We start from the raw sequence: 21246 nt of genomic DNA on the forward strand, positions 1-21246 counted from the left end.
CGGGCCGCCGGATCGCCCGGGCACGGCGACCGACGGCAGGAGGTCGACCAGGCCGTTTGACCTGCTCACGGCGGGTTTCGGTGGTGCTGGGAAGCCGGGTCGACGGCGGCGGTGCGCCCACCGGGCGAAGTGGCGCTCACCGTCGGTGAGGCGGCGCGTACGAGAGTGGTCGGGGATGCTCGCCGCACTGGGATCCACGTCGCATCGCCCCGCTCCGCGAGTAAGCCGAAAATTGTTCACTCCTAGACTCCCGGCCATGACTGCGGACCCTCTGACCAGCGCCGATGCGGCCGACGGCGGGCGGGAGGTCGAGCGAACCGCAGCCGACGAACCGGTCACCACGCGAGGGCTCACGGACCCGCCGACGCTTGTGCGGCCGGCCATGGCGGACGCGCCGACGGTCCTCCAGCGACCCGTGCTGGACACCCCCACGGTCGTCCAACCGGCAGTGCGGGACGCGCCGACCGGCGTCCAGCGCGTGCTGTCGGACGCGCCCACGGTCGTGCAACCGGCCGTCCCGGTGAACCCGCCGATGGTGTCCGCGGACAGCCCCACCACCGTCATCTCCGCCGTGTCGGATCCGCAGCCGGTCTTCGTCGATCCGAGCGGGCGGCGACGGTCCCGGTTGCGCTGGATCGCGTACGCCCTGGGTCTGGTCAGTCTGATCTACACCGGCCTGGTCGTGGCGAGCTTCGCCGGCGCCCCGGTCAAGGCGGACCTGGTGTTGCCGTTCGTGGAGTCGACCCGCCCGCCCTGGCAACCGCCGCCCGCCCCGTCGGTCCCCGCCGTGGAGGCCCCGGCGACCACCGCCGCGCCCCGGCCCACGGGCAACGACGCGCCGCGCCCCCGGGTCACCCCGTCCCGGACACCCGCGACGGTGACCAGCCCACCGGAGACGCCGCGCCCCGCCCCCTCCTCGGTGCCGGCGTCGCCCCGACCCTCCCGGTCGACCACGCCGGTGACCACCCCCAGCGCCGAGCCGCCCAGCACGGAACCGTCGCCGTCGACCAGCGACCCGTCGGGCGGCGGCGACGAAACTCCTTCCGCCGATGACTGAACCGCCAGCGCGCCGGTCCCGCCGGGCGGTACGCCGCCGCCGGGTCGTGCCACCGGCGAACTGGGCCATCCTCGGCGTGCTCTGCACGGTGCTGGCCGCGGTGCTGCTCGTCGGCGCGTACGCCAACGCGTCCTTCGCACCGGACCGCCAGCAGGTCCACCACGGGCAGCGTGACGTGCCGACGACGGTGGTCTCCGGTGGCCCGATCATCAGCTCCACGGACGGGCTGACCCGGTCGTACCGGCTACCCCCGCGCACCCTCGCACTCACCTTCGACGACGGGCCCGACCCGGTCTGGACCCGGGAGGTACTGCGGGTGCTGGCCGCCCACCAGGTGCCGGCCACCTTCTTCGTGGTGGGTTCGCAGGCGGCCCGCCATCCGGAGCTGGTCCGGGAACTGGCGGCGAACGGCCACGAACTCGGTGTGCACACCTTCACCCACCCCGATTTGGCCGCGCTGCCCGACTGGCGACGCCGGATGGAGTACAGCCAGACCCAGTTGGCCATCGCCGGCGCGGCCGGCGTCCGCACCTCGTTGATCCGCTTTCCCTACTCCTCGTTCGCCAGCGCCATCAGCGACCTGGACTGGCCGGTGTTCACCCAGGCCGGCGACCTGGGCTACCTGAGCGTGCTCAACGACACCGACAGCCAGGACTGGGCGCTACCCGGTGTGGACCAGATCCTCACCAACGTGACGCCGCCCGGATACTCCGGAGCGATCACGCTCTGGCACGACGCGGGCGGCGACCGGGCGCAGACGGTCGCCGCGCTCGACCGGTTCATCCCGCTCATGCGGGAGCGCGGCTACCGCTTCGTCACGGTGACCGACGGGCTGAACCTGGCGCTCGCCGAGGCCGGCATCGACCACCGGGTCGAGACCGGTCAGGCGGCCAGCGCGGGGGAGCGTTGGCGCGGGCGGATGCTGACCTGGGGGGTGCAGGGCGCGGACCGCACGCTGGGCTGGCTCGGGGTGCTCTTCCTGGCGGTGGGTGCGCTGACGGTGGGGCGTACCGTGCTGCTGCTCGTGCTCGCCGGGCGACACGCCCGCCGACGCCGGGCGAGGAGCTGGTCATGGGGACCACCGGTGACCGAGCCGGTCTCGGTGATCGTGCCCGCGTACAACGAGAAGGAGGGGATCGCCGCGGCGGTCCGTTCGCTGGCCGATGGCGACCATCCCGGCGGCATCGAGGTGATCGTCGTAGACGACGGCTCCACCGACGGCACGGCCGAGATCGTCGAGGCGCTCCGGTTACCGAACGTCCGGGTCGTCCGGACCCCCAACGGCGGCAAGCCCCGCGCGTTGAACACCGGGCTGGCGTTGGCCCGGCACGAGCTGGTCGTGATGGTCGACGGCGACACCGTGTTCGAGCGTGACTCGGTGCGGCGGCTCGTCCAGCCGTTCGCCGACCCTCAGGTCGGCGCGGTCGCCGGCAACGTCAAGGTGGGTAACCGCGCCAGCCTGATCGCCAAGTGGCAGCACATCGAGTACGTCATCGGCTTCAACCTCGACCGTCGGCTCTACGAGACGTTGCGCTGCATGTCCACCGTGCCCGGGGCGATCGGCGCCTTCCGCCGGCAGGCGCTGCGTTACGCCGGTGGCATGACCGACGACACGCTGGCCGAGGACACCGACATCACCATGGCGCTCGGCCGCGCCGGTTGGAAGGTGGTCTACGAGGAGAAGGCCCGCGCGTGGACCGAGGCCCCGGCGACGTTGGGGCAGTTGTGGAAGCAGCGCTACCGGTGGAGCTACGGCACCATGCAGGCGATGTGGAAGCATCGACGCTCGCTGGTCGACCGGGGAGCCTCCGGCCGTTTCACCCGGCGCTGCCTACTGTTCCTGAGCCTGTTCGGGGTGCTCCTGCCGCTGCTGGCACCGGTGATCGACCTGCTCGCCCTCTACGGCCTGCTCTTCCTCGACCGGACCGCGACCGCGGTGGCCTGGCTGGTCATGCTCGCGATGCAGACGCTGAGCGCCGTGGTGGCGTTCCGGCTGGACCGGGAGAAGCTCGGCGTGCTGTGGGTGCTGCCGTTGCAGCAGTTCGTGTACCGGCAGCTGATGTACCTGGTGATGATCCAGTCGGTGACGACCGCGCTGACCGGTGGCCGCCTGGGCTGGCAGAAGCTGCGCCGAACCGGCCTGGCCCCCGCCCCATCCGCCGCCGAGGCCCCGCCGGGCTGAGGAGTGTGCCGGCCTGGCCCCCGCCTCACCCGCCGCCGAGGCCCGCCGGGCAGGCTCAGGACCGGACCAGGGAGATGGCGTACGCGGGCCAGAACTCGCCGCTGGGCGGCTCACCGGCCCGACAGTCACCGTCGGACTCACCGGGGAACTTGACCCAGAGCAAAGCGTCCACCCGGGGCAGCCCGGGGTCGGCGGTGGGCTCCTCACCGATCGCCCGTCCGGGGGGATTGCACCAGCTCGGCGCACCGTCGACGCGTTCGGCCGGGTAGGGGCCGTTGCCGTTGCGGCTGGTGTCGATGACGAAGGTGGTGTCGCCGCCGAGCGCATCGGAGATCCGGTGCCCGTACGCGACGTTGTCCCCGGTGCGGACGAAGTTCGCCACGTTGAGCGCGAACCCGTCGGCCTCGGTCACCCCGGCCTGACGCAGCGCACCCGCCAACGCCTCGACGTCGCGGATCCACCCCGGATGCCCGGCGTCGAGGTAGATCTGTGCCTTGCCCGTGCTGGCCAGCACGGTGACCGCGTCACGCAGCAGCGCGAGCCGCCCGGCGGTGTCGGCCACGCAGCCGGCCACCGCGTCCGGCAGCGCGCCGGGTTCGAGCACGACGATCACCGGTCGACCGGCCACGCCTGCCGCGACCTCGCGGATCCACGCCTGGTACTCCGCCCCGGTGCGGGCACCGCCGGTGCCGCGCCGACCGCAGTCCCGTTGCGGCACGTTGTGCACCACCAGCACCGGGGTCTGGCCGGCGATCGCGGCCTGGCCGAGGAAGGCGTCGACCTCGTCCCGGGCCGCGCCACCGGTGAGCCACTTCGCGCTCGGTCGGCTGCCGATCACACCCAGCGCCTCCGCGGCGGTCACATCGCCCTTCGCCGCACGCCGCTGCGCCTCCGCCTCGGCCGGATTGGCCGGGTCGAGGTAGAACACCGAAGGCGCGGGCGGTGGCGCGGAGCCCGTCGGATCGGGTGCCGGAGTCGGGGTGGGCGGGTCGGAACAGCCGGCCAGCATCGCCAGGGCGACGGCGGCCACCACGACGCGCCGACGCATCACTCGTCGTCTTCGTCGTCGAGCCGAGCCAGCCAGGTGGCGAACCGCTCGATCGGGGTTTCGAACTCCGGGTTCAGGTCGACGAAGTCACGCAGCCGCTCACCCAGCCACTCCAGGCTGACCTGCTCCTCGCCGCGGCGCTCGACCAGCTCCTCGATGCCCCGGTCGGTGAAGTACATGACCTGCTCGCTTCCTCACCGGAATGTCCCGGTGACCGGCCGGTCCCGCCCCACCATCGGTGGGACGGGACCGGGTCAGTTCTCGTCAGGGGCGGGGGAACGCCGCCTCGATCAGCGCGGTCTGCTCGACCTCGTGCATCTTCGCCGAACCGACGGCCGGAGCCGCAGCGGCCGGGCGGGAGATGCGGCGCAGCCGGACACCGTCGAGGTGCTCCAGCAGGTTGAGCGCGACGAACGACCAGGCGCCCTGGTTGGCCGGCTCCTCCTGTACCCAGGCGAAGTCCTCCGCGTTCGGGTACTGCGCGAGGGCGGCCCGGATCTCCTCCACCGGCATCGGGTAGAGCTGCTCCAGCCGGATGATCGCCGTGTCGGTGACACCGCGTTCCTGCCGGGCCTGGAACAGGTCGTAGTAGACCTTGCCCGAGCAGAGCAGCACCCGCTTGACCTGCTCCGGCGCGCTCACCGCCGGGTCGGGCAGCACCGGGGAGAAGGTGCCGGTGGTGAAGTCCTCCACCGAGGAGACGCAGAGCTTGTGCCGCAGCAGCGACTTCGGCGTGAACACCACCAGCGGCTTGCGCTTGGGCGAGAGGGCCTGACGGCGCAACAGGTGGAAGTAGTTCGCCGGGGTGGTCGGGTTCGCCACCCGCATGTTGTCCTCGGCGCAGAGCTGGAGGAACCGCTCCGGGCGGCCGGAGGTGTGGTCCGGCCCCTGGCCCTCGTGGCCGTGCGGCAGCAACAGGGTGACCGCGGACCGCTGGCCCCACTTCACCTCACCGGAGGAGATGAACTCGTCGATCACCGTCTGGGCGCCGTTGACGAAGTCGCCGAACTGCGCCTCCCAGCAGACCAGCGCGTCGACGTTCTCCACCGAGTAGCCGTACTCGAAGCCCATCGCCGCGTACTCGCTCAACAGCGAGTCGTGCACGAAGAACCGGGAACGCTCGCCGTCGGCGGTGAGCGACTTCAGCGGCAGGTAGTCGTCGCCGGTCTCCGCGTCGACGATCGAGGCGTGCCGTTGCACGAAGGTGCCCCGGCGGGAGTCCTGACCGGCGAGCCGGACCGTTATCCCGTCGTGCAGCAGTGCCCCGAAGGCGATGATCTCGCCGAAGCCCCAGTCGATGTTGCCCTCGACGGCCATCCGGGCCCGCCGGTCGAGCAGCTGCTGGATCCGCTTGTGCGGGGTGAAGCCCTCGGGCAGGTTGACGTGCGCCTCACCGATGGCCTTGATGACCGACGCCTCGGTCGCCGTCTCCACCTTCGGCTCGGGCTCGTCCTGCCGGGGCGGGCGGCTCAACTGACGCGGCGTGCTGGCCGCGTCACGGGTGGCCTTGAAGACCCGCTCCAGCTGCGCCTGGTAGTCGCGCAGCAGCTCCTCGGCATCCTCCACGGTGATGTCACCCCGCCCGATCAGCTCCTCGGTGTAGAGCTTGCGGACCGAGCGCTTCGAGTCGATGATCCGGTACATCTGGGGGTTGGACATCGAGGGGTCGTCGCCCTCGTTGTGTCCGCGCCGCCGGTAGCAGACCAGGTCGATGACGACGTCCTTGTTGAACGCCTGGCGGTACTCGAAGGCGAGCCGGGCGACCCGCACCACGGCCTCCGGGTCGTCACCGTTGACGTGGAAGATCGGGGCCTGGATCATCCGGGCCACGTCGGTGCTGTAGAGGCTGGAGCGGCTGTACTCCGGTGCGGTGGTGAAGCCGACCTGGTTGTTGACCACCACGTGGACCGTCCCACCGGTGCGGTAACCGCGCAGCTGGGAGAGGTTGAGCGTCTCGGCCACCACGCCCTGACCGGCGAAGGCGGCGTCGCCGTGCACCGCCAGCGGCAGCACGGTGTAGCCCTCCAGCTTGAGGTCGATGCGGTCCTGCTTGGCCCGCACTATCCCCTCCAGCACCGGGTCGACGGCCTCCAGATGCGACGGGTTCGCCACCACCGAGACCTTCACGGCGTGGTCGCCGTCGGGGGTGCTGAACTTGCCGTTCTGACCCAGGTGGTACTTCACGTCGCCGGAGCCCTGGGTGGACCGTGGGTCCAGGTGCCCCTCGAACTCGGAGAAGATCTTCTCGTACGGCTTGCCGACGATGTTGGCCAGCACGTTGAGCCGGCCCCGGTGGGCCATGCCGATGACGACCTCGTCCAGCCCGTCCTCGGCGGCGGCCTCCAGCACCTCACCGAGCAGCGGGATGAGCGACTCGCCGCCCTCCAGCGAGAAGCGCTTCTGGCCGACGTACTTCGTCTGTAGGAAGGTCTCGAACGCCTCGGCCGCGTTGAGCCGGTTGAGCACGTGCTTCTGCTCGCCGGCCGGCGGCTTCTCGTACTTGCGCTCGACCCGTTCCTGGATCCAGCGCCGCTCGGCCGGGTCCTGGATGTGCATGTACTCGATGCCGACCCGGCGGCAGTACGAGTCACGCAGCACGCCGAGGATCTCCCGCAGCTTCATCCGCTGCCGACCGGCGAAACCGTTGACCGGGAAGGTGCGGTCGAGATCCCAGAGGGTCAGCCCGTGCTGGAGGACGTCCAGATCCGGGTGCTTACGGATCTTGAACTCCAGCGGGTCGGTGTCGGCCATCAGGTGACCGCGCACCCGGTACGAGTGGATCAGCTCATGGACCCGGGCGGTCTTGTTGATCTGACCCTCGCTGTCGACCGCGACGTCGCGCATCCAGCGCACCGGCTCGTACGGGATGCGCAGCGAGGTGAAGATCTGGTCGTAGAAGCCGTGCTCGCCGAGCATCAGCTCGTGCATGGCCTTGAGGAACTCGCCGGACTGCGCGCCCTGGATGATCCGGTGGTCGTACGTGCTGGTCAGCGTGATGACCTTGCTGACCGCCAGCTCGGCCAGGGTGGCCTCGCTCATCCCCTGGTACGGCGCCGGGTACTCCATGGCACCGACCCCGATGATCGCGCTCTGGCCCTGCATGAGCCGCGGCATCGAGTGCACGGTGCCGATGCCGCCGGGGTTGGTCAGCGAGATCGTGGTGCCGGAGTAGTCCTCCATGGTCAGCTCGTTGCGGCGGGCCCGCCGGACGACGTCCTCGTACGCCTGCCAGAACTGCCGGAAGTCCATCTGCTCACAGGCCTTGATGGAGGGGACCACCAGGTTGCGGCTGCCGTCCGGCTTGGTCAGGTCGATGGCGATGCCCAGGTTGACGTGCTCGGGGCGGACCATCGCCGGCTTGCCGTCGACCTCGGCGAAGGAGTTGTTCATCTCCGGGTGCGCGACCAGTGCCCGCACCAGGGCGTAGCCGATCAGGTGGGTGAAGCTGACCTTGCCACCGCGCCCCCGGGCGAGGTGGTTGTTGATCACGATGCGGTTGTCGACCAGCAGCTTGGCCGGTACGGCGCGCACGCTGGTCGCGGTCGGCACGGCCAGCGAGGCGTCCATGTTCTGGACGATCTTGGCGGCTACGCCGCGTAGTGGCGTGGTCTGCGGTCCGTTGGCGGTGGGCGCGGTCCGGGTCTTCGTCGGCTCGGCCTTGGCCGCCGCCGGCTTACCGGTGGTCGGCTTCGCGACGGCCGGCTTGGCCGCGGCGGGTGCCGGCTTCGACGTGGTCGGTGCCGCCGAGCGGCGTTCGCCCTTGCCGGCCGGCTCGGCCTTGGCCGCCGGCTGGCTCTTGGGGGCCGGTTCGGTCTTGGTCGGGGCGGCGTCCTTGGTCTCGGTGGCGACCGGTCGGCCGTCACCGCCGCTCGCTGTGCCCTGACCGGGCCGATAGTCGGCGAAGAAGTCGTGCCAGGCCGGGTCGACGCTGCTGGGATCGGCGAGATACCGCTGGTACATCTCCTCGACGATCCACTCGTTCGGGCCGAAACCCGCCAGTGGGTTCTCCTGCGAAGTCTGCTGGGTCGACACGGCCGGTAATCGCCTCTTTCACGCGGGTTTGTGTGTCACGCGGTGCCCGACGCGCCGGGACGGGCGCACAGGACGGTTCCCAGGCTACGCCGTAGCGAACCCCAGGGCATTTCCGCCTCGGTCGCGTGGTCGGATTCACAGAAGATGCCAGAAGTTCGGTAAGCGCTGCGTGTCTTTCCGGTCGCTGCTATGGCCGGTGCCTGACCCGCCGACGGGCCCGGTACGCCGGTCGTCCACCGGTGTACCGGGCCCGTCGGGCGGTGCGACCCTGCTCGGCCGCTCGGGCGTCAGGAGATGTCGCGGCGTCGGGTGATCAGGACACCGACCACGCCGCTGACGACGGCGTAGCCCACCAGCACGAGCGCCCCCACCCACCAGACGGGCAGCATCTCGTTCTCACCCGGCGTGATCATGACCTGGGACGCGGCGGCCGGCCAGATCACCTGCCACTTGAGCACGGCCATGTTGTCCATCAGGTTGGCCAACAGCAGGAAGAGCAGTCCCACCACCTGCGTGCCGATCAGGTAGAGCACCGAGGCGGTGATCACCGCGCCGAGCTGGTTGGTGACCAACGTGCCGATGCCGACACCGAGCACCGTCCAGATCGCGTACGCCATCAGGTTGAGCAGCAGGGCGCGGTGGACCTCCCACTCGCCGAGCTGGGTGCCGAAGTCGTTGAGCGACAGGAACGCCGCACCGGCCGCGAGGTCGATCACCGTGGTCACCAGCCAGAACGCGAAACCGAGCAGGCTGGCCGCGATGAGCTTGCTGACGATCACCGAGGTGCGGCGCGGGGTGGCCAGGAAGGTCGTGGTCGCGGTCTGGTGGAAGAACTCGTTGGTGACCATGAGGATGCCGATGAGCATCACGAACATCAGCCCCAGGTACTGGCCCGAGGTGTAGAGGTTCGCCGCCTGAGCCGGCGCGGAGGCGGCGTCGCCGGTGTAGCCGAACTCCTCCCCGCCGCCGGTGAGGGTCTCACTGGCCAGCCAGGCGTTGAAGGCGAAGGCCAGGGCGATCGACAGGAACGCCCCGATGGCCAACCACCACCAGGTGCTGGTCGTACGGATCTTGAGCAGTTCGGAGCGGACAAGGTTGCTCATCGGATGCCCGCCTTTCCGGCCGTCAGCTCCAGGAACACACGTTCCAGGTCTGGTCGTTCAGTGGTCAGCTCGTGTAGTTCGACCCCGGCGGCCAGGGCCGCCCGGCCCACCGTCGGAGCGTCGACCCCGCCGATCAACAGCGTGCCCTGCCCGTCGTTCTCCACCGTGGCCGGCCCCTGGGCCAGCGCGGCGGTCAGCGCGTCGGCCTGCGGGGTGCGGACCCGGACCCGGACGCCCTGCGCCATCGAACCGATCACCTGGTCCACCGGGCCCTGCCGGACCAACTGGCCCGCCGCGATGATCACCACGTCGTCGGCCAGCAGTTGCATCTCGGAGAGCAGGTGGCTGGAGACGAGCACGGTCCGTCCCTCGGCGGCCAGCCCTTTGAGGAACCCGCGCATCCAGCGGATGCCCTCCGGGTCCAGGCCGTTGGCCGGCTCGTCGAGGATCAGCACCCGGGGGTCACCGAGCATCGCCGCGGCGATACCGAGCCGCTGCTTCATGCCCAGCGAGTAGCCCTTGAACTTGCGGTTCGCCGCCGGGGTCAACCCGACCAGCTCCAACGCCTGGTCGGCCCGCTCCCGGGGCAGCCCGGCAGCGGCGCAGAGCACCCGCAGGTGGTTGATCCCGGTACGGCCCTTGTGCGCGCTGGACGCCTCCAGGACCGCGCCGACGTGTCCCAACGGGTTGGTCAGCTCGGGGTACCGGTGACCGCCGATGGTCGCCACCCCGGCGGTCGGGGTGACCAGGTTCAGCAGCATCCGCAGCGTGGTGGTCTTACCCGCGCCGTTCGGGCCGAGGAAGCCGGTGACCCGACCCGGTTCGACCGTGAACGACAGGTTGTTGACCGCGAGCACGTTGCGGTACTGCTTGGTCAGACCGGAGACCACGATCTGCGCGTCGTTGGTGGGGCTTGGTCGCCCGTGGGTCATCGTTCTCCTCCCGTGGCGGCGCCGGGATGCGCCGTTGCACAGCGTGACGTTAGCGGTTGGGCAAATCAATCGGGCTCGGTCGGGAGATGGTGATCCGCCTCAGGCAGGAGTCGTCTCATCCCCAGGGACGACCCGATCGACGACGGTGCCGACCCGGATCCGGGCCTACACGGCGATCCAGGTCGCCCGGGCGTGGCCGAGCAGGCGGCCGTCCGGGGCGTACAGGCTGGTGCGGACGAATGCCTTACGGCCCTCGGTGCCGATCACCGCGCCGGTCACCACGCACTCGTCGCCCGGGCCGGGCAGCGCCTCGACGCGGGCCGCGATCCGGCCGAGCACGTACGGTCGACCGGCGGCGATCACCGCCCACCCGCCGGGACAGTCCAGGGCGGCCCAGATCGTGGCGACCTCCACTTGCGGTGGCACCCGCAGCGGGGCGGCCGTGCGGCCGTCCGGCAGCCGACCGGGAAAGACCCGTAGGCCGTCGGCGCGCTGTGGCCCGCACACGTAGCACCCGGGAAACGGATGGTCCACCAGGCCCGGGTACGCCGCCGAAGCGGCCCGGGCGGTCGCCAGATCCACCGGCGGGACCGCCGCCTCGTCGAACTCCTCCGCTGCGCGCAGCAGCGCGACCACCTCGCCGGCCGGGTCGCGCACCTCCGCGTCGGCGAGCGTCAACGGGGTGTCCAACGGCGGTGGTCGACGCAGCGTCACCTCGACCGGACCGTCCCCGCCGTACGCGGTGGCGAAGACACCGGCGCTCCATCCGCCGTTGCCCGAGCCGGGCGGTCCGTTGAAGCGCCCCTCGATGATCATCGAAGTCTCCCTCCGCCACGTGGTCCGGCCTCGTCGCCGGGCACCGGCAGCCTCGCACGTATCCGCCACCGGTCGACCTGACGGGTCACCGCCGGAGCACCGGCTCGCCGGGTCCGTACCCGCCGCTCACAGGCTTTTTTCAGGCTCCGCCCAGCGCCGGTGCAGCGGCTGCGCGGATGATGGGCGGCATGGCCGCTACCCAGACCGAGGCGCGACTGCTCGTCGTCGAGGACGACCCGAACATCCTCGAACTGCTCTCCGCGAGCCTACGTTTCGCGGGCTTCGACGTCGCCACCGCCACCAGCGGCAGCGCCGCGCTGAGCGCGGCCCGGGACCATCGCCCCGATCTCGTGGTGCTCGACGTGATGCTGCCGGACCTCGACGGGTTCGAGGTGATCCGGATGATGCGCGAGGGCGGCACCCGTACCCCGGTGGTCTTCCTCACCGCCCGCGACGCCACCGACGACAAGATCCGTGGGCTGACCCTCGGCGGTGACGACTACGTCACCAAGCCGTTCAGCCTGGAGGAGTTGACCGCCCGGATCCGCGCGGTGCTCCGCCGCACCAGCACCGGCGAGCAGGCCCCCGCCCGGCTCACCTTCGCCGACCTGGAGTTGGACGAGGAGACCCACGAGGTCTACCGGGCCGGTCAACGGGTGCAGTTGTCGCCAACCGAGTTCAAGCTGCTGCGGTACCTGATGCTCAACGCCAACCGGGTGCTGTCCAAGGCGCAGATCCTCGACCACGTGTGGAACTACGACTTCCGAGGCGACGACAACATCGTCGAGTCGTACATCTCGTACCTGAGACGCAAGGTGGACACGACCGATCCCCGGTTGATCCACACCCTGCGTGGCGTCGGGTACGTCCTGCGCAAGCCGGTGGCGTGAACGCGTTGCAGCAGGCCAAGATCTGGCTCCGCACGATTCCGCTGCGGGTCAAGCTGGTCGCGGCCGTGCTGACCCTGGTCGCCGCCGCGCTGCTGGTGATCGCCTCGCTGACCACGATCTTCCTGCGCAGCTACCTGGTGGACCAGGTGGACGCGGAGTTGAAGAGCGTGGCCGACAACCTGGAGGCGGTGGCCGGCGCCGAACGGTTCGGCACCGACCTGCCCACCGACTACCTGGTGGTCTTCACCGACAGTCGGACCGGCGCCGTCTACTCGGTGTACTTCGACACCAAGCGGTTCGACGTCAACGACCTGCCGCCCTGGCCGGAGAACGCCGCCGGCTTCGAACAGGCGGCCGGACAACCCTTCCCCGCTCGGGCGCGGGCCAGCGACATGCGCTGGCGGATGCTCTACACGGAGCTGCCCAACGGCCAGTGGACGGCGATCGCGCAGCACCTGACCGACGTGGACCAGGCGGTGAAACGCCTCATCTGGATCGACCTGCTGGTCGGCGGGGCGGTGCTGGTGCTGCTCGCCTCGATCGGCGCGGCGATCGTCCGGACCAGCCTCAAGCCGCTGGTGGAGATCGAACGTACCGCCGCGGCCATCGCCGGCGGCGATCTCAGTAGACGGGTGCCCGATCCGGAGGACGGCCAGCCCTGCCCGACCTCGGAGCTGGGGCGGCTGTCCCGGGCCCTGAACGCGATGCTCAGCCAGATCGAGATGGCCTTCACCGCCCGAGCGGCCTCGGAATCCGCCGCCCGGTACGCCGAGGTCGCCGCTCGGGAGGCCGCCGAGGCGGCGCGGGCCTCCGAGGCTCGCGCCCGTCGCTCGGAGGAACGGATGCGACAGTTCGTGGCGGACGCCTCACACGAGCTGCGTACCCCCCTGACCACCATCCGGGGCTTCGCGGAGCTGTACCGCCAGGGTGCGGCCCGCGCCCCCGAGCAGACCTCCGACCTGTTGCGCCGGATCGAGGACGAGGCGGCCCGGATGGGGCTGCTGGTGGAGGACCTGCTGCTGCTGGCCCGACTGGACCGCGAACGACCGCTGGCCCTCACCCCGGTGGAACTGCCGGTGCTGGCGGCCGACGCGGTGGCGGCGGCGCGGGTGATGGCCCCGGACCGGCGGATCGAGCTGGAGATCGAGGCGGGTTCGGGCCCGCTGGTGGTGCGGGGCGACGACGCCCGGCTGCGTCAGGTGATCGGCAACCTGATGACCAACGCCCTGCGGCACACGCCACCCGAGGCGGCGGTGACGCTGCGGCTGCGCGCCGAGCCCGGCAACCTGGCGGTGATCGAGGTGGCCGACACCGGGCCGGGGCTCACCGCCGAGCAGGCGGAGCGGGTCTTCGAGCGGTTCTACCGGGTGGACGCCTCGCGGACCCGGCGGACCGACGGCAACAGCGGCACCGGCCTCGGCCTGGCCATCGTCGCCGCGCTGGTGGCCGTACACCAGGGCACGGTCGAGGTGACCGGGACGCCGGGCGGCGGAGCCACCTTCCGGGTACGGTTGCCGCTCGCCCCCGCCACTGACATCGACGATGAGTGATTTTCAGCCAATCCTCAGGTCAGCCCAAGGCGGGGCGCAGAGCGATGGGAGAAGGTAGGGACATGACCGAGTACGAGTCCGACCCGCGCCGGCCGGCCCCCACCGACGCCGAGCCGTCGCAATCCGAGCTGTCCCGCGCCGAGTACGCGCGGTCCGACTCTGCGTCCACCGACCGCCCCGACGCCGCCCCGACGGCTGAGGCGCCGACTGTGCCGGTTCGGGCCGTCGAACCGGGGTCGACCGGCCCGGACGCCACCCTGAGCAGCCCCGGCCCGGGTGACGGTGGCGGTTCACCCCCGGCCAGTCAGCCGGTGGCCGGTCAGTCCGCCTGGGCACCGGCCGGCCCTCAGCACCAGCAGTACCAGCACCAGCAGTACCAGCACCAGCAGTACCAGCACCCGTACCAGCCAGGTGCCCGCTACCCCGGCAATCCGTGGTACCCCGGTCAGCCGACCTGGAGCGGTGCTCAGTCCCCGGGACCCGGTGCCGGGCAACCCGGGTATCCGGGGCAGGCCGCCGGGATGCCGGGTGGCCACCCAGGTCAGCCGAACCCGTGGGCACCCAACCCGCCCACCGGGCCCCGCCCCGGCCGGATCGCCAAGGTGGCCGGAGCCGGCGTGGCGGTGTTCGCCCTGATGCTCGGCAGCGGGGCCGCCGGTGGCGCCCTCGCCCTCGCCTTCAGTGACGGTGGCGGGGTCACCCGCACCTACACCGCCGCGCCCGTGATCGACAGCGCTGATCTGCCACGTATCGCGGCGGCGGTGCAGGACAGCGTCGTGTCCATCAGCACCGGCAGCGGCGAGGGTTCCGGCGTGGTGCTCAGCGCCGATGGTTACGTGCTGACCAACAACCACGTGATCGCCGGTGGCGGCGACACCGTGCGGGTCTTCTTCGCCAACGGCACCAACACCCAGGCCGAGGTCATCGGCACCGACCCGAGGACCGACCTCGCGGTGCTGAAGGCGAACGGGATGACCGATCTCCAACCGGCCACCTTCGGCGACAGCGACGCGATGCAGGTCGGCGACCAGGTGCTCGCGTTGGGTAGCCCGCTCGGTCTGCAGGGCTCGGTCACCGCGGGCATCCTCAGCGCCCGGGACCGCACCATCCAGGCCGGTGGGGGGCAGCAGATCCCCGGCCAGGGGGTCAGCTCGATCTCGGGGCTGTTGCAGACCGACGCCCCGATCAACCCGGGCAACTCCGGTGGGGCGCTGGTCAACACCCGGGGCGAGGTGATCGGCATCAACACCGCGATCGCCACAGCTGGGCAGGGCAACACCGGCAACATCGGCGTCGGCTTCGCCATCCCGAGCAACAAGGCCAAGGACGTTGCCGGGAAGCTTCAGCGTCGCGAGAAGATCAGCCACCCGTCGCTGGGGGTCAGCGTGAACTCCGCTCCCGACGGCGGCGCGCTGATCGGCGCGGTGAATCCGGGCAGCGCGGCCGAGCGGGCCGGTCTGCAACAGGGCGACGTGGTCACCCGGTTCGGCGACAAGGTGATCAACGACTCGAACGATCTGGTCGCCGCCGTCCAGGCCGGCAAGGTCGGTGACGAGGTCGAGGTGACGTATCTGCGAAATGGGGCCGAGGCGAAGGCAACCGTGACGCTCGCCGAAGCGTCATAACGAAACAGGACTGCTTTCCTCCCTCCGGGGCGGCGGGTGGCGCGGCCAAGGGGGTTGGCCGCGACACCCGCCGCCCTTCTTTCTACCGGTTCACCCGGGCGGGGTGAACCGGGCTAACCCCGCCGGTCGGCAATCTCGGGCGGAGAAGGACACGGCGGCGGATGGGGGTGCCATGACCACGGCGACGGCGACCCGCAGCGATGACCAGATCCAGCGCGACGTGCTCGACGAACTCGCCTGGGACGCGCAGGTGCGCTCGACCGACATCGGGGTGAGCGTGCACGCCGGGGTGGTGTCGCTCACCGGCGGTGTGGACAGCGCCGCCCGCAAATGGGCGGCGGTACGCGGGGCGCAGCGGGTACGCGGGGTGCGGGCGGTCGCCGACAACATCGAGGTACGCCCCGTCGGGCCGGTCGACATCACCGACGGCGATCTGGCGCTCGCGGCCAGCCGTGCCCTGGAGTGGAACAGCTTCGTGCCGGCCGAGCGGTTGGACCTCACCGTCGCCGATGGCTGGCTGATGCTGCGCGGTGCGGTGGAGTTCGGCTGGCAGCGGCGGATCGCCGAGCGGGAGCTGCGTCGGCTGCGGGGCGTACGCGGCGTCACCAACCTGGTCGAGGTGCGGCCCGCCGCCCCGGCCGACGCCGACCGCATCCGCAGTGACGTGCAGCGTGCCCTGATGCGGGGCATCGGCACGGAATGGGTGATCGCCCAGGTGGACGGCGACACGGTGACCTTGCGCGGGGTGGTGCGGTCCTGGTGGGAGCGGGATCAGGCGGAACGGATCGCCTGGTCGGCGGAGGGCGTGTGCATGGTACGGGACCACCTGCTGGTGGGCGGCTGAATCGTCGACCGGTTTGTCCGTACCGAGACCGGGAAGACGCTCGAACCAGCCTGGCGGCGATCGGCGTCGACGCGGCGGGAGAGCGACGGGGGAGGGCACGTGAGCGACAACCTTGCGCGTCAGCACCGGTTGCGGATCGCCATGGTCGTGCCACCCTGGCTGTCCGTGCCGCCACCTGGCTACGGCGGTCTGGAACAGGTGGTGGCCGGTCTGGTCGACGCCCTGGTCGCCCGGGGGCACGCGGTGACGCTGATGGGTGCCGGTGCGGCGCACGGCACCGCCGCGGACTTCCTCGCCACCGTCGACGAGTTGCAGTTCGACCGGCTCGGTGAGGCGCTGCCCGAACTGGCTCACCTGGCCCGGATCAACCATCTGCTCAGCCGGGCCGACTTCGACATCGTGCACGACCACACCACCATCGGCCCGCTGGTGGCCGGGCGGCGGGACGTACCCACGGTGGCCACCGTGCACGGCAACCCGGTGGGCGAGTACGGGACGGTGCTCAGCGACACCGACCGGGGCGTGGGCCTGGTGGCGATCTCACACGCCCAGCGGGGGCTGAACCCACACCTGCCCTGGGTCGGCACCGTGCACAACGCGATGAGCCTGGACGACTTCCCGCGCAAGGACAGCCCCAGCGACGGGCCGGTGCTGTGGCTCGCCCGGTTCAGTCCGGACAAGGGGCCGGACCTGGCCATCCGCGCCTGCCGCGCGGCCGGTCTGCCGCTGGTGCTGGCCGGCAAGTGCAACGAGCCGGTCGAACGGCGCTACTTCGACGAGGTGGTCCGACCGATGCTCGGATCAGACGTCACGGTGGTGCTCGACGCCGACCGCAGCACCGTGCTGCGCCTGCTGATCGAGGCGCGTTGCCTGGTGATGCCGATCCAGTGGGAGGAGCCGTTCGGCATCGTCATGCTGGAGGCGATGGCGACCGGTACGCCGGTGGTGGCGTTGAACCGGGGAGCGGTGCCGGAGTTGGTCCGTCCCGGGGTGAGCGGGTTGATCTGCCAGCAGCCGGACGAGTTGCCGGCGGCGCTTCGGCAGGCCCCCGAGCTCGACCCGAAGGAGTGCGTGGCACACGTGGCGCGGACCTTCTCCACGGAACGGATGGCGGTCGGCTACGAGGAGGTGTACCGAGGCTTCCTCGCCGCCGCCAACCGGCGTGAGCCGGTCCGCGAGCCCGCCCGGGTCACCCCGGCCTGACTCAGACCTGTGCGGCGCCGAGCGCGGTGATCGCCGCGTCCAACTCCTGCGCGTACGCCGCGCTCAGCCCGTCCTCGCGCAGCCGGATGGAGACCTTCTCCCGCAGCCGGGCGACTCCCGGCCCCAGCTCGCCCTCGCCACCGGTCACCGCCTGGGTGAGGTTGCGCAGCTCGTTGCGCAGGTCGAGGCCGACGTCGTCGCGGATGCCGCCGTCGGCGAGGCCGGCATCGATCACCTGGTCCAAGCGGTTCGCGGCCTCCACGAGGCTGTCGCCACCCACGGGTGGATTCGGTACGCCGGAGGTGGCCGCCGGTGTGGGGGAGGGCCTCGACGGCACCGCGGTCGGCGGGGCGCTGGCGGTGTCGTCCGGCTCGGGCGGCTCGGAGGGCCCGGTCGGCTCCGTCGTGGGCAGCACGGTGGGCAGGTCTTCGCCGTCCTTCGACAGCAGCGCCGGTACCGTCAGCGCCGCCACGATCAGCGCGGCCACGGCCGCCGTGACGAGCAGAGGCCGCCGCAGGCGCCCCCGTCCACCGTCCATAGAGGAATTCGACGGCGCGTGCGCGCCCTCGCCGGTGTCGGCTCCGTCGGGGCGGTCACCCGGCTGGCTGTCGGTGGCGACCGCGGCAGCACCGGCCCCGCCGGGCGAGGGTTGCGGGTCGGGGTCGCCGACGGTCGGGACGACCCAGGCGGGGGCCGGGCCGGAGGGACCGGCCGACCCCATCGCGGGCAGGGTGACCGTCGGGACGGAGACCGGGTGGGCCGGTGGATCGGCAGGCTGCGTCTGGTCGCGCAGCACGGTCGCCACCTGCCTTGCGGTGGGACGGTCGGCGGGGTCGCGGGACAGGCAACGCAGACAGATGCGGGCCACCGCCTCCGGCAGCCCCGGCACCCCGGCCAGGGACGGCGGAGGGCCCTCGGCCAGCGCGACGGTGAGTTCGTCCCAGGTGTCCGCCGGGTACGGCACCCGACCGGTCAGCGTCTCGTGCAGGAGCACCCCGAGCGAGTAGACGTCGGTCGCCGGTTGGGCCGGAGCACCGTCGAGCCGCTCCGGGGCGACGTACGCGGGCGTGCCGAAGGTGGCGCCGTCCTCGTCGTCGTCCGGGGTGCCGATCCGGGTGGCGATGCCGAAGTCGAGCACCTTCGCGCCGGTCTGGGTCATCATCACGTTGGCCGTGGTGATGTCCCGGTGCACGATGCCGAGCCGGTGGGCGGCGGCCAGCGCGTCGGCGACCTGGGCGCTGATCTCCACCGCCTGAGGCCACGGCAGCGGACCCTCGGTGAGCCGGAACTCCAGTTCCTCGCCGGAGAGCAGCTCCATCACCACGAAGGAGGTGATGGCACCGTCCGGCGACACCGTCTCGCCGTAGTCGTGCACCGAGGTGACGTTCGGGTGGACCAACTGGGCGGCGGCGCGGGCCTCCTCCCGGACCATGTCGCGGAACCTGGCATCGGCGGCCAGTGACGGGGCGAGCACCTTCAGGGCGACCACGCGGTCGAGTACCTCGTCGTGGGCCCGCCAGATCACCGACATGCCGCCAGCACCGATCTGGTCGAGCAGTCGGTATCTGGTGGCCAGCAAGCGGCCTGGCTGCAGCGCTGGCTTCACGGATCGCACCTGCCTCATAGGTGGGAGCGGTATCAGGTTGCGCGAATGTTGCCTCACTGTCAACGGGCCTCGATGCGCCGGGTGCCCCGGACGCACATGGGTGGGCCCGGCCGGGCGCGGTCGTGCCAGGATGAACGGCATGGCGCGGGGACCGGTGGCTTTCGTGCTCGGCGGCGGGGGCGTCCTGGGCGCGGTCGAGGTGGGCATGTTGCGTGCCCTTTTCCGGGCCGGGATCCGGCCCGACCTGGTGCTCGGCACGTCCATCGGCGCGGTCAACGGCGCTCTGGTGGCCGCCGACCCGACCGAGGCGGTGACCGACCGGCTGGTACGACTCTGGGCCTCCCCGGAGGCCAGCGAGGTGTACGGCGACTCGGTCGCCCGGCAGCTGCGGCGCTTCGCCGCCCGGACCTACCTGCACTCGCCCCGCCCGCTGCGCAAGTTGCTGGAGAACGAACTCGGCGCCGAGACCACCTTCGCCGATCTCAAGGTGCCGTTCCGCTGCTGTGCGGCGAACATCGAACGGGCCGCCGAGCACTGGTTCGTCGACGGCCCGGTGGTGCCGGCCGTCCTGGCGTCCGCCTCGGTGCCGGGACTGCTGCCGCCGGCCCGCATCGGTGACCAGCACTACGTGGACGGAGGAATCGTGAACTCCATCCCCATCGGCGAGGCGGTCGCGGCCGGCGCCGGCCGGATCTTCGTACTCCAGGTGGGTCGGATCGAGCGGGCGCTGGCACCGCCCCGGCGGCCCTGGGAGGTCGCCCAGGTCGCGTTCGAGATCGCCCGGCGGCACCGGTTCGCCCGGGAGATGGCCGCCGTGCCCGACGGCGTGGAGGTGCACGTGCTGCCGACCGGTGGGCTGCAACCGCGCGACGACAGCCCATGGGCGTACCGGGACATGGCGGCGGTCGGCCGACGGATCAGCCGGGCCTACTCGGCCTCCCGGCACTACCTGGCCAACCTGGACCGTTGATGCCGTTACCGCCGCGTTGGCTGCGCCGACTGCTGCTGGCACCCGGCGTGGTGTTGCTGGCGATGCTGCTGGTCACCACGGTGCCGCTGTGGGCCCTGTTGGCGCTCGCCGTGTCCCCGTTCTTCCCCGGGCACCTGCGTCCGCTGCGGCTGCTCTGGATCGGCTGCTTCTATCTCGTGTGGGACGCGGCGGCGTTGCTGTGCCTCTTCGCCCTCTGGGTGGGGTCCGGGTTCGGTTGGCGGGTACGCTCACCGGCCTTCCAACGGGCCCACTACGTGCTGGCCGGCTGGTTCCTGCGGGTGTTGTTCTGGCAGGCCCGGTGGACGCTGCGGCTGCGCGTCGACGTGGTCGGCACCGACCCGGACACGGCCCTGCCGGGCCGGCCCGAACTGGTGCTGTGCCGCCACGCCGGCCCGGGTGACTCGTTCATCCTGATCCACGCGTTGGTGAACTGGTTCCGCCGGGAGCCCCGGATCGTCCTCAAGGACACGCTCCAGTGGGATCCGGCGATCGACGTGCTGCTCAACCGGCTGCCGAGCCGGTTCATCGCGCCGGGCCGGGCCGACCAGGGCTCGCTGTCCGAACAGGTCGGCCATCTCGCCACCGGCCTGGACGACGACGACGCCTTCGTGATCTTTCCCGAGGGCGGCAACTTCACTCCGAAGCGCCGCCTGCGGGCCATCGCCCGACTGCGCGACCGTGGACACGAGCGGATGGCGGTGAAGGCCGAGGCGATGCGGCACGTGCTCGCACCGCAGCCAGGCGGTCTGCTGGCCGCGCTGGAGGCCGCGCCCGACGCCGGAGTGATCTTCGTGGCGCACACCGGTCTGGACCGGATGCTCACCGTCGCCGACGTGTGGCGCGAACTGCCCATGGACAAACAACTGGTGATGCGGTTCTGGTCGGTGCCCCCGGAGGAGGTCCCGACCGACCGGCAGCAGCGCATCGACTGGCTCTACGACTGGTGGAGTCGGATAGACGAGTGGATCGCGACCAACCACGACGACGCGACGTAGGGTGCGCTCGTGGAGCAGATCAGCGTGGTGACGACAGTGGTCGACGCGCGCTCGGTCGCCGATCTGCTGGCCGCCGCCGCGGTGGCCGGGCGGCTGGCGGCCTGCGCGCAGGTGGGTGGCCAGGTGGACAGCACATACTGGTGGCGGTCGGCGGTGGAGACCAGCACCGAGTGGTCGGTGCAGTTCAAGACCGCACTCGACCGGGTGGACGCGTTGGTCGATCAGTTGCGGGCCAGTCATCCCTACGAGGTGCCGGAGATCCTGGTCAGTCGGGTCGACTGCGGTGATCCCGGGTACGCGACCTGGGTCTTCGAGCACACCCGTCCCTGAGTACGCGCACTCTGTTGCCGGTGGCACCGGCCGACAAGGATG

The 21246-nt window shown here is 71.3% G+C and carries 17 protein-coding genes; 10 read left to right on the forward strand and 7 right to left on the reverse strand.

The features are described from left to right. Positions 1-256: 256 nt before the first annotated feature. Both FF096_RS03065 and FF096_RS03070 read left to right on the forward strand, forming a co-directional pair. Complete coding sequence (locus FF096_RS03065) at positions 257-1057, forward strand: hypothetical protein (protein ID WP_155214698.1); 801 nt, start codon at positions 257-259, stop codon at positions 1055-1057. Beyond that, positions 1050-3239 (forward strand): bifunctional polysaccharide deacetylase/glycosyltransferase family 2 protein, encoded by a 2190-nt coding sequence (locus FF096_RS03070; RefSeq protein ID WP_155214699.1) that lies wholly within the window; start codon positions 1050-1052, stop codon positions 3237-3239. The genes FF096_RS03065 and FF096_RS03070 overlap by 8 nt, the downstream gene beginning before the upstream one ends. 55 nt (positions 3240-3294) lie before the next feature. Here FF096_RS03070 and FF096_RS03075 read toward each other — a convergent pair whose 3' ends face one another. The 6 genes from FF096_RS03075 to FF096_RS03100 all read right to left on the reverse strand — a co-directional run bounded on the left by FF096_RS03075 (position 3295) and on the right by FF096_RS03100 (position 11170). Continuing rightward, positions 3295-4287, reverse strand: coding sequence for a glycoside hydrolase family 6 protein (locus FF096_RS03075; protein ID WP_155214700.1), 993 nt, complete (start codon positions 4285-4287; stop codon positions 3295-3297). Then, positions 4287-4466, reverse strand: a complete 180-nt coding sequence (locus FF096_RS03080; RefSeq protein WP_091124467.1) for a DUF6104 family protein — start codon at positions 4464-4466, stop codon at positions 4287-4289. Before FF096_RS03080 ends, FF096_RS03075 begins: the two co-directional genes overlap by 1 nt. 85 nt (positions 4467-4551) lie before the next feature. After that, entirely contained in the window at positions 4552-8319 is a 3768-nt protein-coding gene (locus tag FF096_RS03085) for a multifunctional oxoglutarate decarboxylase/oxoglutarate dehydrogenase thiamine pyrophosphate-binding subunit/dihydrolipoyllysine-residue succinyltransferase subunit (RefSeq protein ID WP_309222556.1), read from the reverse strand. Positions 8320-8606: 287 nt separating this feature from the next. After that, positions 8607-9422, reverse strand: coding sequence for an ABC transporter permease (locus FF096_RS03090; RefSeq protein WP_155214701.1), 816 nt, complete (start codon positions 9420-9422; stop codon positions 8607-8609). Further along, entirely contained in the window at positions 9419-10354 is a 936-nt protein-coding gene (locus tag FF096_RS03095; protein ID WP_155214702.1) for an ABC transporter ATP-binding protein, read from the reverse strand. The genes FF096_RS03090 and FF096_RS03095 overlap by 4 nt, the downstream gene beginning before the upstream one ends. 165 nt (positions 10355-10519) lie before the next feature. Continuing rightward, positions 10520-11170: a hypothetical protein gene (locus FF096_RS03100; protein WP_155214703.1), complete on the reverse strand. Its 651-nt coding sequence runs from the start codon at positions 11168-11170 to the stop codon at positions 10520-10522. A 188-nt stretch (positions 11171-11358) separates the two neighbouring features. Here FF096_RS03100 and FF096_RS03105 point away from each other — a divergent pair, with 188 nt between their 5' ends. From FF096_RS03105 to FF096_RS03125, 5 genes are all read left to right on the forward strand, one after another. Continuing rightward, the gene (locus FF096_RS03105) at positions 11359-12060 is read left to right on the forward strand and encodes a response regulator transcription factor (RefSeq protein WP_155214704.1); all 702 of its coding nucleotides are present in this window, start codon (positions 11359-11361) and stop codon (positions 12058-12060) included. Then, positions 12057-13610, forward strand: coding sequence for an ATP-binding protein (locus FF096_RS03110; RefSeq protein WP_309222557.1), 1554 nt, complete (start codon positions 12057-12059; stop codon positions 13608-13610). The genes FF096_RS03105 and FF096_RS03110 overlap by 4 nt, the downstream gene beginning before the upstream one ends. A gap of 62 nt (positions 13611-13672) precedes the next feature. Then, positions 13673-15235 (forward strand): S1C family serine protease, encoded by a 1563-nt coding sequence (locus FF096_RS03115; protein ID WP_155214705.1) that lies wholly within the window; start codon positions 13673-13675, stop codon positions 15233-15235. A 172-nt stretch (positions 15236-15407) separates the two neighbouring features. Then, positions 15408-16079, forward strand: a complete 672-nt coding sequence (locus FF096_RS03120; protein ID WP_155214706.1) for a BON domain-containing protein — start codon at positions 15408-15410, stop codon at positions 16077-16079. 141 nt (positions 16080-16220) lie between these two features. After that, a complete protein-coding gene (locus FF096_RS03125; RefSeq protein ID WP_155214937.1) occupies positions 16221-17282 on the forward strand; it encodes a glycosyltransferase family 4 protein in 1062 nt (353 codons plus the stop codon). A gap of 1 nt (position 17283) precedes the next feature. Here the strand turns inward: FF096_RS03125 and FF096_RS03130 are convergent, their stop codons facing one another. Beyond that, positions 17284-18906 (reverse strand): serine/threonine-protein kinase, encoded by a 1623-nt coding sequence (locus FF096_RS03130; RefSeq protein ID WP_155214707.1) that lies wholly within the window; start codon positions 18904-18906, stop codon positions 17284-17286. 121 nt (positions 18907-19027) lie between these two features. Between FF096_RS03130 and FF096_RS03135 the strand changes: the two genes are divergently transcribed. From FF096_RS03135 to cutA, 3 genes are read left to right on the forward strand one after another with little or no spacing between them, the layout of a single operon-like run. Beyond that, the gene (locus FF096_RS03135; protein WP_155214708.1) at positions 19028-19858 is read left to right on the forward strand and encodes a patatin-like phospholipase family protein; all 831 of its coding nucleotides are present in this window, start codon (positions 19028-19030) and stop codon (positions 19856-19858) included. Continuing rightward, a complete protein-coding gene (locus tag FF096_RS03140; RefSeq protein ID WP_155214709.1) occupies positions 19858-20874 on the forward strand; it encodes a 1-acyl-sn-glycerol-3-phosphate acyltransferase in 1017 nt (338 codons plus the stop codon). The genes FF096_RS03135 and FF096_RS03140 overlap by 1 nt, the downstream gene beginning before the upstream one ends. 9 nt (positions 20875-20883) lie before the next feature. After that, positions 20884-21204, forward strand: a complete 321-nt coding sequence (gene cutA / locus FF096_RS03145; protein ID WP_309222559.1) for a divalent-cation tolerance protein CutA — start codon at positions 20884-20886, stop codon at positions 21202-21204. Positions 21205-21246 lie beyond the last annotated feature (42 nt).

Source organism: Micromonospora sp. CP22, from assembly GCF_009712475.1.
In the GTDB taxonomy this organism is placed as follows: domain Bacteria; phylum Actinomycetota; class Actinomycetes; order Mycobacteriales; family Micromonosporaceae; genus Micromonospora.